We start from the raw sequence: 10,824 nt of genomic DNA, 5'->3' as shown, positions 1-10,824 counted from the left end.
CTGGCGAGCCGCCGAGATCACCTGCACCCCAAGATGATCCACCATGGACCGACCACCAAGTTACGAGACGTCCCTTAGGGATGGTCCACCGTCGCGTGAGCAGCGGCCGTCGCCGAAATCTCACTGGCGCTAGGGTCGAGATTTGCCAACTGCTGGACCGGTCTCCTGACCCCCCATGACCCCCGGCACCGGGGGAGCGCTCGAGCCCTCCCGCGCCGAACTCTGAGCCGATTCCACTTTGGGTTGCAGTCTAGACACCGGCTGTGTCGATCGGGTTGGCTCATGCCATGGCCGAGTTCCCGGTACGGCGAGCCACCCTGTGGCAGGACGCGGTCCGCCTTCTGTTGCTGCTCGACGCTGCTGCGGAACCCGTTGACACCGACGATCATGAGGTGCCCATAGGCGCTGTTGGCGTGGTTCACACCCAGGTGCGATTGCAGAAGCTGGACTTCTGGGTCCGCAACCCGGACTACCTGGCCAATGAGCTGCTCAACGACTACGAAGCCGATCCCGAATCGCCGGGGCTGGTCAATGAGGCGACGCGCATTCTGGCCGGCCAGGAGCCGGATCTGCGCCGGTTCCCGATGCTCAGGCATCGTTTCGGCGCTTTTGAGGACTTGGACAATGCGCTGGCGGTCCTGGTAGAGAAGGGATTGGCTCGTAAGCGTCATCGGGTGGGTGGTGATCGGATCCTTCAGCACAACTACTATCTGCTCCACCAGGGACGAGCGACAGCGGCTGGGATGATCAGTGAAGCGCCGTCGCTGCAGTGGTATCGGGAACGAACCCGCATGGTGGTGAGTCTCGTTGACGGCGTGGGCGGTACTCAGATCAAGGACCGGCAGTATCTGCAACGCGACTACGCCGGCACTCCCATCGGGTCCTACATTCCTGCGATCACCGAACAGGTCCGCGCACGGTTGGAGGCCTTACGTACGTCCGGCGCACCGGGGCAGACGCAGTTTGCGGCGGTGCCGCGATGAGCTTCGGAGAGGGCAAGGGGCAGGCTTGGACGCCGCCGAGCCCGGGTGAAGTGCTGCAGCAGGTGGCGGCCAAGTGCGCGTTGCCGGTCGAGGCGGTGGCGACCGCGTTGAGTGAAGTCGGGATCACCCTGCCCAGCCCGGTTCCTGCTCCCCGCCAGATCGAGGTGCAGCGGCTGCGGGTCGCGGGTACCAAGAGCGACGGCACCGCCTTCTCGATCGATCAGCGGCTGACCACCGGTGTCTGGGCGATCATGTATCCCGACAACTTTGTCGGCAAGACGAGCATCCTGGAGTTCATCGTTTGGGCGCTGCGCGGTTCCCCCCGCCAACTGGCGCCGAACATCAAGAAGTGGGTCCACCGGATCACCGTCGACGTTGTCGTGACGGGCCAGGCGGTGCGGCTGGTCCTGGAACACGATGCCTCGCAGAATCCGAGCCGGCTTCGCTGCCGTATCTTGTCAGCGCGGAATGCCGCCGAGCTCACTGACGCAGAGGATGCCGAGCTGCGCCCGCTTGCCGAGGCCGGTGACGCGAAGCAGGTGGAGGAGCTGATCACCACCTTCATGATGGAGGCTCTCGGCCTCACCTACACCAGGATCTGGAACCCGGCCGGCGGGCTCGATGGCCGCGGCGCTGCGCAGCTGCATGGCTGGCCCGTGTACTTCGGTGCCTGTTACCTGAATCCCGGCGGCAGCAAGATGCTCCTCGGCGACTATCCATCACTCTCGTGGCTGCCCGGCAAGCTTCTGGAACTGTTCATCGGCATGCCGTATGCCTCGGTGCTGGCGCAGCTGTCGACGGTGTCCAAGCGGTTCGTGAAGCAGAGCAACCAAGCAGCGCACCGCGCCGAGCAGGACCAGGCCGCACGCCGAGCAGACCATGAGCGGTGGCAGCGGGAACTCGACGACGTCCGCGAGCAACTACAGCAGGCCCATCGCAGTGCCGGCCCGCTGGCAACAGAGGCCCTGGCGCGGGTCGACGTCACGCTGGACACGCTGCGAACGGCACGGCAGGCGTACGCCGATGCCGAAGACGCCGACCAGCGTGCCGAGCGTGCGGGCCTGTTGGCGCAGCAGCAGGTCATGGACGCCCGTGAGACCTGGCAGGCGCGCCGGGTGTTGGGCTTGCTATCTCCTAGTTGCTGTCCTCGCTGCGAGGAACCGATCGACGGCGGCCGTCATGTCATCGAGCGGAAGGACGCGTCCTGCGCGGTGTGCACCCGCCCACTGCCGCAAGTGAACGCCGATCTCGCGCAGGCACGCATCGCGGAGCTGGAGCGTGAGCTCGCCGGGCAACAAGACCTGCGTCGGCAGATCAGCGATCATCTGGGCCTGCGAAAGCAGGAATTGGCTCAGGCGCAGACGGACCATGACGCCGCCCGTGCCCGTCTCGACGGCATTCGAGCCGCGTCGGCCTACCAGGTGCTACGCGACCTAGAGCTACGCGCAGCGCGGCTGGAAGGCCAGTTGCAGGTGAACGAGACTACGCAGAGCGCGGCAGAGCCTGAGTCCGACACGACCGCAACAGTCCTCTCCGTCGCGCACAAGGTGCTCACTAAGGTGGTGACGGACGCCGGGAATCATCTCTTTCCGGACCTCAACCAGCAGATCGTCGCGCTCGCGCGTGACTTCGGTGTACGGGATCTGGAGTCTGTCGACTTCAAGCGCAACGGCAATCTCAACGCCACGAAGGACGGGGCCAAGACCCCCTTCGACGATGAGGGCTTCCCACCCGGGGAGCGCCTGCGGGTACGCATCGCCGTCGTCATCGCGATGCTGCGAGTAAGCATGCAACGCGGCGTCCCCGCGCATCCCGGTCTACTGTTGATCGACGCGGTGGGCAGCGAGGAAGTCGTCACACCGGACGCCACCCGGTTGGTGGCCGAACTCGAGAAGCTCAGCAAGCAGGTACCCGGTCTTCAGGTCATCGTGACGACCGCCAAGCCCGAGTACGTCGAAGGCGTCTTGCCACCCGAGAGAATCATCACCAGCAGCGGGCCGTTCATGTTCTAGCCACAGGGCATGTTTAGGTGGCAGCAGCGGACGAGAGAAACCGGGAGGCGTGAATGGGAGCCGCCGAGGACGCTTTGACGTCCTGGGCTGCCACCGCGACCGACCAACAACTCGACCTCGGGCCCTCTCTCTCCGACTTGGGCGGCGCTGACGTCATCATCGCCGAAGCGCAGGTGCTGGCCACGGGTCCCCACCTGCCCCTGCTGCTGCAGTCGCTGGTCAACCCCGACGTCCCGGCAACACAAGACACCCTTGCCGCCCTGACACCCGCCATCGACCAAGGGTTCCGGCAGCCCTACCGCGCCTGGGTGCTTCTGGAAGCATGCGAGATCCTGAACAACGAGCCGGTTCTGTCGAACGCCTACGGCCGGAAAGCGGCTACAGCGCTGTTACGGCACGCTGAGGCGGCACTCGACGGCGGAGAAGACCCCGCCTATGCCCACCCAGCCATCGCCGGGTTGTTGCCGCTCTGCCTCGGCGGATACCTCAACCACCGTCGGCTCACGGGATTGCTGACCGATATCCGGGGCGACGAACCGCCGGACGCGCTGCATCGGCTGCCCCTTCTCATCGGTATCGCCTACGACCACTACCGCGATGACGGCCTCCTCGGCGTGCTGCACACGCTGGAGCATGCGCCGGCGCTGCCGCCAGCCGCCCGCAACGACGCCCGATACGAACTGGCACTGGCAACGCTGAGCGCAGCACTGCACGCCGACCAAGCAGACGAAGTCATGCGGCTTCTGAAAGTCGCGGCGCTGCGCCTGGCAAACGTCGAAGACGCCGAAGAAGCACGCCTGGACGCTCGCGCCTACCGCCTGGCCGTCACCGCTGCGCTCGCCTTCGCCGACCTCGACGGCCAGCGGACCAGCACCGTCCGCGACCGCCTCGTCAGCACAGCACACGACCTCGACGCTACAGTTGCGCAACGTTTCGCCTGGGCTGCCCGCAGGCATCAGCCACCCTGGCTGGAAGCCCGCGGACACACCGAGGCAGCGTGGCATCAACTCGTTGCCACCCTGCGCCACGTCAGCACGCGGCTGCTGGAACCGAGCTGGCTCGACGCCACCAAGGTGCTCGCTGAGGTCTTGCAGGTGTATCAGGCCGGCCGCGCCGTCTACACCACCTCCGCCGGGGACGGGCTCGAACAGATCCTCGCTCCTGCGGTCGAAGGGGCGTTCATCCAGGAGATGGCGCTGCTGTACCACCTCGAACAAGCCCTCCAGCACGACGCAGAACTGAGCCGGCACCCCGATGCGCAGCAGCTAGTAAAGAGGGTGCAGGCCCGACGAGGCGCCCTACAATCGGGCGCCCCAGCGGAGCCGCCGGGAAAACCTGTAGCCGGACAGCCGTTCTCAACATGGCTGCCCGATAACCTCGACCCCGCCGTCCACCACAGAATTCTTGGCGTGCTCGACGACCACGCTCGCGGTTTCGCACTCACCGGCAACGTCCTCCTCGACAGTCAACTGGAATCGTTGCACGCCGCGCTAGCTGAAAGCCCCGCATGGAAAGAACCAGCGCGCAGCTACTTCACCAGTCTGCAAACCCACTTCCTGAGATTCCTCCACGACCGCTTCGACGCTCAAGCCGACAAGCTCGGCGCCATGACCGCCTACCTCGGCCCACCGAAACCGGGCCAGAAGCTCTGGTTGGAAGAGGACGTCCAGAACGACTGCCTCCAGTACCTCACCGGCATGCTCGAGCCGGGCAGCGTCCAGCGGGAAGTCATCGACGTCGCCTCCGGACGCACCGACATTACTTACACCCCGCAGCCCGGCATGCGCTTCATCATCGAAGTCAAACGGCACGAGAGCAAATGGACCCGCGACGGGCTCGAAGCCAAGTACAGCGCGCAGGCCGCCAACTACACCGCTACAACTCCACCGTTCTGTATTCTGTTCATCGGCGATCACAGCAACCACAGCAAGGGCTACACGAGCCTCCAGGACAGCGTCTGGCACACGTGGCTCGCCCGCAGTCCCACGGAGACGCCAAGATTCATCCTGATCGGTGTCCTGCCCATCGGAGGTTTCACCCCTTCTGAACTCACCAGGCGAGCTCGCCTTTCTCGCGCGCGACGCACTGCGCAGCCTAGGGCCGCGCAGTAGCCCCCGACTGCCCGACTGTTCCAGGAACCTCACCCGGCGGCGACGCCACGACAAGCTGCGCCCGGCCTGGCTCGGGAAAACTCGCTGCACGGGCCATGTTTCATCGGCACGAAGCAGTATTTGGTTCGCGGCAGAGTGGCGCACGACTGACCGTTACTTAACCTGCAATTGGATGGTCTGCAAGTCTTCGGATTTCTCGGACGAGCGCGAGAAGGTTAATGACGTCATTCATGGTTGCCCGGACATGATGAGAGCCGTGAGCAAGCCCATTCCTCACGTTCTGAAAATTACGTATCTGATCTAGCTGATCCTGATCTAGAATTCCCTCCTCGGTAAGTACCGCGCCAATCCGGGCGGCTAGTGGCTGATAATCGACATCAGCAGCAAACGCGATCATGGCCATGCAGGATTCGAGAAGAGCAAAACTGATCAGGAATAAGCCATCAAGCACAACACTGTTGCGCGATTCTTCGAAACCCACGGCCAGGGTGGACTGTATCTCCGAAACGCGCTTATCTACGTCACTCAAGGGCAGTGTTTCTGGGGGCGGCTCAGGGAGAATGATCAGTTCGAAGCTCCAGCCCGGAGTGGATTGAATTGCTTTCCTGAGTCGCCGAAGTTTCTCCACTCGCGCCTCGTCCTGAAGTGCCCGCCGACCTACAACGATCTCGTATACCACGCCATGTCGCCCATCCGTGGCCACGGCATCCAGGCGCAAAGTTTTCAGTGCTTCTGGCAGAATCCCAGCGGAAGGTTCAAAATGCAGAGTGAATCCATTCGGGATCGACCCAATCCGACCTTGGACTTCTTCTCTCGTCACACGCCGATCCACAGGATCTCCTCCTCATTGACCGGAAGCCCAATCCTTACGAGCACAAAAGCTTCTCCCCAGGCCAAACCTTCTACTAGCGCTTCGGAAGGATTGAGGAGACGAAGGCTCGGGTCGAGCGGCCGTCGCGAGCCAGATACGTCTCTTACCAGCTGGTCGTCCACAATAACTCCAGGCAGAAGCCCATCGACTATCGGCTTGAGGCAATTGTCGACATCGAGCCTTTCGCCGGGCTTTTCGCTCCAGACGTCTACGTCGTAAAAATATGTAACCCCAACTGCCACCGGACAGCTCAGCGGGAACTGATCGCCCATCATGGTTTCGGAGCGCTCTCGAACGGCAGCGATCCAACTCGCTTTACGCTTCGAGTTTTTGGTCTGCGCCGACACGGGAACCCCTCTAACGGCGAAGTCCCACAATGTGCACCCGCCCGTACTCGGTGGCCGACTAGAGCAGCCTACCGCCCCTGAGCGCTGGCTGGCACAGGCTCACTCGACAGATTTCGGGCAGAAGCCGACATGCGATCAAGATGGACGCGGCGTGCAGCTGACCACATCGCGTGACGCAAGCGCCAGGGCGCGCTCATGTACCGGTGAAAGGGGAATCGGTGGGTTCCTCGGTCGGGTAGCGGTACTGGGTGATGCCCAGGCTGTACTTGACGTCCGGATGCAGGTGTAGTTGGGCAGCCGCACCGTCTGTGTCGTCGGTCTGCCAAACGAGCAAGCCGCTGTCGATGGCCTCATCGAGCATGTCAGGATCCGGCCGTAGGGCACGTGGGCCGTACAGGCGTATCACCTGGTAGATCAAGTGCAGCACCTGCACATCCGGGCTAAGGCCGTATCCGTACAGCACCCGGTGAAGCCGTCGCCAGGTGTTGTCGTCGAGCACGTCGGGGTTGAGCTCAAGGGCGATGGTGTCCTCGGCGCGGCGCAGATAAGTTCCGTCGAGGCGAATGCGGCGGGTTAGCGACGTGACCGCTGCGGCGACGCGGTCGATGGTCCAGTCGAGAATCTGGGCGATCTCGCTCAGGTGCAGCCCGTGGCCGAGGGCCGCGGTGAGCACGGCGTGGACGCGGGTCGGATCCGCGCGGTCGTGTGGCTGCGCGGTCTGGGCTTGGCCGAGTCCGGTGGCCAGCCACTCAGGCCACGGCAGGTCGAGTCGCTCGGCTAGGGCGCGCAGTGTGCTCGCCGAGTGCTGGTGCAGTTCGTGCGCTCCGGTGAGCCGGCGGACGGCGGCGATGGGCAGGCCCAAGAGTGTGGCGACCTCTTGGCTGGTCACGCCTCGGGCGCGGGCATGGGCGAGCAAGAGGTGGCCGAAAGTGGACGGTTGGCCGCTCATGATCGCAGAGAGATCGGGCCGTCGACCGGGTCCAGGTCGGTCAGGGCATGCAGGGACAGGCCTCGATCGGCCATCCAGGCGGTGGCGTACCCGTAGAGGTAGACGCTGTCACGGAACCCTTGCCGGGGAGCTGTCGTCGGCGTGAGCTTCAGCGGGGCAAGGACCTGTTGGGCAAGGCGTGTCTGGTCTTGGCGTCGCTGGTCGATCAACGGGGCGTCGGCGGTGTTGCGGCCGGTGACGGTCAGGAAATTCAGGTGAGCTCGCAGCGCGGGCTGGGCGGGGTACGGCACGGGGATGGCGCCGTGGTGGGTCAGCAGTTGGCTGCCGTCGATGTCTAGGTTATTCACGCGCCAAGCATGCGGCACTGCCGTGTGCACATGACCGATGCTGTCGAGCGGGTAGACGAGGTGTAGCACCGCGGCGGCCGCAGCATTCGTGGACACGGTGCGGTGGATGGTGGCCGCCACGATGGGGGTGAGCGGGCATCGCAGTAGGTGCTGCTGTCCTGTGGCTCGTCGGGGTTGGTGGCGCAGCCATAGCCCGTGCCGGAACAGGGCGGCTTCGGTCGCGCGGAGGCGCAGCATCGCGGTCGCCTGGTTGGCGGCCGTGTAGAGCAGGGCGGCGAGCCGGACGCTGAGTGTCTCGCCGATAGCCGGCAGCGCGGCCCGGACCTGCGCGGCAGCCGGCCGGACGCTCCGGTCGAGCGGAGGTAGACGCAGGAGCCAGGCTTGAACGGCGTCGAACGTGGCCCGCCAGGCCGCGTCGACGTGGTGTACCTGGTCGGCGGGTAGTTGCCGCTGGCAGGCGTAGCGGAAAGTGAGGAAGCCCGCGTGCGGCATGGTCAACGCCGCGATGTGCCCGAAACCGTCGGGTCGGTGGGGCGGCCTGCGCGGAACGAGGTCGGCAAGGGCGTGCAGGTGGTGGGGGAAGGCAACCGTGGCGGCGTCAAGCCCGGCGAGTGCCGGCGCGGTGCCGGGTGTGGTGGCGTCGACAAACCACACCGTGCCGGCTCGCGCCGCGTGAGCCAGGCTGACCAGATCGTGGATTAGGTCGGCGGACAGGGTGTGGGCGCGGTCGACGACCACATGCTCGATGTGGTGTCCGACCGCCCAGGCATGGGCCAGGTGCCACCAGTCGCGTCGATGGTGCGCCAACCGGGGATCAAGGTGTTTGCCGAGTGCAGCGAGCACGGCCAGGGCGAGATCGGTGCGGCCGGTGGTTCCGGGTGTCGGGTGCACGACGAGCACGCCACGGTCCAGGTCGTTGATCCGGGTGAGGAGTTTCACGGTGGCCGGGGTGTCATCGGGATCGCCAACGATGACGATCCGTGGCCGGTCGGAGTCAGCTGGCATCGCCGCCGCCGGCGTTGAGCGCGAACGCGTTGTCGATGATTTCGAGATCCAGCATCGTCCGGCGGGACCGTTTAGCGAGTAGGTAAGCGGTGGAGGAGAACAAGGCCCAGTTGCGCCAGATGCCATGGGCGAATCTGTCGTCGATGTAGTGCAACAGGTCGTCGTCGGCGTCGGCGTAGAGCCGGTGGTAGGAGCGCATCACCTGCGGCACCTCGGTCCGGCTCATCGGGGTGAAGTTCTGTCGCCGCCAGACCCGCGAGCGCAGCATCGGCTGGCGCGAGAGCACCTCCCAGCAGCCGTTGCCGCCGACGTAGAGCAGCCCGAACGCGGTGTCGTCATGATCGTGCAGGTAACGCAGCAGCTCGATGCACTCCTCGGGCAGTCGCTGCGCCTCGTCCACCACCACCAGTCGGGGCACGCGGGCGAGCTCACGCACGAGCGCCGCAGTGAGGTAGAACCGGTTGTCGCGGCGGGCCGGTGGCGTGCCGGTGAGTGTCTGCAGCATCAGGTCAGCAAGCAACCGCATGGTGGGCCGGGCCGGAAATGCGATAGTGACCACCTCAATGCGGTCGGTGGCGCGGGTCCGTGTCGCGAGCGCCGAGGTGCACGTGCGAGTAGCGAAGGTCTTGCCCAGTCCCGCAAGGCCGTGGATGACCCCGACTGCCAGGTGCTCTGCGGTGTCGGTGACCACATGGCGGGCCATCTGCAGCTGCGGCGTCGAGATTCTCCGGGCACCCGGTGGCCCGGCCTCCGGAGCCCGGCGCGTCACCATCGCTCGTCCTGGCAGACATCGCCCGACGTGTGCTCCGGCGCAGCGAGCAGGTCATCAAGGGGTATGGGGCCGTCCAGCGGAACGGGTGGGCCGATGCCGAGCAGGCTGGTCGACACCGGACCACGTCGCTGCGCAAGGGGACCGTCCGGATTGCGGGAGTCGAGCGCGGCGACGTCAGCTGGAGTGATGAGCCGGGACTCGGTGACGGGCTCGCCGGCGGCAGCCAGGGCCGCCAGCCGGCGGTGCCCGCGGCGGCGGGCGGCGCGTTTGGTCGCCGCCGCAGCGCGTTCGGCCGCCCGGGCGGCGGCATAAAACTGTTCGGCCTGCTCGTCAGAGATCGCGTTGTCCGGATAGCAGGTGCTCAGGTACCGCTCGTCGAGGTAGACGTGCACGAACCGGTCATCATGCGGCATGTAGCGCAGCCGCACCCGCTGGCCACGGCGCTCGCGTAGTTTCCCGGCCGGGCACACGTAGACCAGGTTTCGGAAGTGGATGCCGTCGGCCTGAATGGTGCGTGCGGTGTCGGCGAGCAGCAGATGCCGCAACTGTTCCTCGGGGAACATGCGCAGCGGGGTCGGGTCGGCCGACCAGGCGGCAGCCGAGGTTCGCCCACCGATGCCGCTGTGGATGTGCTCGGTGTTGTACCAGCTCACCCAGGCGGCGAATCGTTCGACGAACACGCTCCACCGCATTGGCAGCATTGCCGGATCGCCGGCGGCGGCTTGCTCGGCGTAGCCGGCGCGGGCCCGGGAGCGGTCGTCCAGTGGCCCGGACAGCCGATTGTTGAGATCGCGAGGGCCTGCGGTGAAGCCCGGCAACATCGTCAACAGGATCTGGTCGACAGTGCGGTTGACCCGCTCGATCTTGCCCTTGCCGTTGGCGTGGTAGGCAGGCAGCACGTGCACTTCGATGCTGAGCGTGTGCGCGGCGGCGCGTACCGCGCTTGCGGCGAACTCCATACCACGGTCCAGGCGCAGCATGCTGGGCACACCACAGGCGGGGCCGGTGTCGTCGGGCAACACACCCATACGCAACGCGGTCAGCACGGTGCCGGCGTGCGGCGTCAGCGCGATCGCCCAACCCACGATGACACGGGTCGCGTCGTCGGTGAACATCGTCACCCACGGTGTCGTCGCCGGCCCGCGCGGCGGTAGGACGAGGATTGGCAGGTTCTTATGGTCGCCTTCCCACACCTGGTTGCGGTGCGTACCGCGGCGCCGCAGATAAACCAGCCGCGCCCGCCGCGCCCGGTCGCCTTTCGTAGCCGCCGCAGCCGCCGCCGGAGTGAGTTCGGCGGCGAACGCGCGGTAGAAGGTCCGCAGCGACACGGGCGCGGCCTGGGACCAACCCCGAACGAACTCTTCGGGCAGCGGCACGCTGGCCACCGTAGTGCGCCCGGCCAGCACAGCGCTTCGGGCTCGGTGAAC

9 protein-coding genes are annotated in these 10,824 nt (G+C 65.8%); 3 read left to right on the top strand and 6 right to left on the bottom strand.

From position 1 onward, the window contains the following. The first annotated feature begins 287 nt into the window (after positions 1–287). Genes ACPXB1_RS26730 through ACPXB1_RS26720 form a run of 3 tightly spaced genes read left to right on the top strand, consistent with a single transcriptional unit; the run spans position 288 to position 5,106 of the window. Entirely contained in the window at positions 288–983 is a 696-nt protein-coding gene (locus ACPXB1_RS26730) for a hypothetical protein (RefSeq protein WP_425735951.1), read from the top strand. Continuing rightward, the gene (locus ACPXB1_RS26725; protein ID WP_425735950.1) at positions 980–2,995 is read left to right on the top strand and encodes a hypothetical protein; all 2,016 of its coding nucleotides are present in this window, start codon (positions 980–982) and stop codon (positions 2,993–2,995) included. Before ACPXB1_RS26730 ends, ACPXB1_RS26725 begins: the two co-directional genes overlap by 4 nt. A gap of 53 nt (positions 2,996–3,048) precedes the next feature. Beyond that, positions 3,049–5,106 carry a hypothetical protein gene (locus ACPXB1_RS26720; RefSeq protein ID WP_425735949.1) on the top strand — a complete coding sequence of 686 codons (2,058 nt, stop codon included), beginning with the start codon at positions 3,049–3,051 and terminating at the stop codon, positions 5,104–5,106. 157 nt (positions 5,107–5,263) lie between these two features. Here the strand turns inward: ACPXB1_RS26720 and ACPXB1_RS26715 are convergent, their stop codons facing one another. The 6 genes from ACPXB1_RS26715 to ACPXB1_RS26690 all read right to left on the bottom strand — a co-directional run bounded on the left by ACPXB1_RS26715 (position 5,264) and on the right by ACPXB1_RS26690 (position 10,773). Then, on the bottom strand, positions 5,264–5,938 hold the full coding sequence (locus tag ACPXB1_RS26715; protein WP_425735948.1) for a hypothetical protein: 675 nt from the start codon (positions 5,936–5,938) through the stop codon (positions 5,264–5,266). Continuing rightward, the gene (locus ACPXB1_RS26710; protein ID WP_425735947.1) at positions 5,923–6,324 is read right to left on the bottom strand and encodes a RusA family crossover junction endodeoxyribonuclease; all 402 of its coding nucleotides are present in this window, start codon (positions 6,322–6,324) and stop codon (positions 5,923–5,925) included. The genes ACPXB1_RS26715 and ACPXB1_RS26710 overlap by 16 nt, the downstream gene beginning before the upstream one ends. A 193-nt stretch (positions 6,325–6,517) precedes the next feature. Next, positions 6,518–7,273 (bottom strand): helix-turn-helix domain-containing protein, encoded by a 756-nt coding sequence (locus ACPXB1_RS26705; RefSeq protein WP_425735946.1) that lies wholly within the window; start codon positions 7,271–7,273, stop codon positions 6,518–6,520. Next, positions 7,270–8,625 carry a hypothetical protein gene (locus tag ACPXB1_RS26700; RefSeq protein ID WP_425735945.1) on the bottom strand — a complete coding sequence of 452 codons (1,356 nt, stop codon included), beginning with the start codon at positions 8,623–8,625 and terminating at the stop codon, positions 7,270–7,272. The genes ACPXB1_RS26705 and ACPXB1_RS26700 overlap by 4 nt, the downstream gene beginning before the upstream one ends. Then, positions 8,615–9,328, bottom strand: a complete 714-nt coding sequence (locus tag ACPXB1_RS26695; RefSeq protein ID WP_425735944.1) for an AAA family ATPase — start codon at positions 9,326–9,328, stop codon at positions 8,615–8,617. Before ACPXB1_RS26695 ends, ACPXB1_RS26700 begins: the two co-directional genes overlap by 11 nt. A 62-nt stretch (positions 9,329–9,390) precedes the next feature. After that, positions 9,391–10,773, bottom strand: a complete 1,383-nt coding sequence (locus tag ACPXB1_RS26690; protein ID WP_425735943.1) for a Mu transposase C-terminal domain-containing protein — start codon at positions 10,771–10,773, stop codon at positions 9,391–9,393. Between the last annotated feature and the right edge of the window lie 51 nt (positions 10,774–10,824).

The organism is Micromonospora sp. DT68, assembly GCF_049847245.1.
Lineage (GTDB): Bacteria > Actinomycetota > Actinomycetes > Mycobacteriales > Micromonosporaceae > Micromonospora > Micromonospora profundi.
The sequence above is the reverse complement of the archived record's forward strand: the minus strand, read 5'-3'. Positions and strand labels throughout refer to the sequence as shown.

Excerpts from the sequence above, each read along its gene's own strand:
- ACPXB1_RS26725 (WP_425735950.1), top strand. The coding sequence starts at position 980 with ATGAGCTTCGGAGAGGGCAAGGGGCAGGCTTGGACGCCGCCGAGCCCG.
- ACPXB1_RS26695 (WP_425735944.1), bottom strand. The coding sequence starts at position 9,328 with ATGGCCCGCCATGTGGTCACCGACACCGCAGAGCACCTGGCAGTCGGG.
- ACPXB1_RS26700 (WP_425735945.1), bottom strand. The coding sequence starts at position 8,625 with ATGCCAGCTGACTCCGACCGGCCACGGATCGTCATCGTTGGCGATCCC.
- ACPXB1_RS26730 (WP_425735951.1), top strand. The coding sequence starts at position 288 with ATGGCCGAGTTCCCGGTACGGCGAGCCACCCTGTGGCAGGACGCGGTC.
- ACPXB1_RS26705 (WP_425735946.1), bottom strand. The coding sequence starts at position 7,273 with ATGAGCGGCCAACCGTCCACTTTCGGCCACCTCTTGCTCGCCCATGCC.
- ACPXB1_RS26720 (WP_425735949.1), top strand. The coding sequence starts at position 3,049 with ATGGGAGCCGCCGAGGACGCTTTGACGTCCTGGGCTGCCACCGCGACC.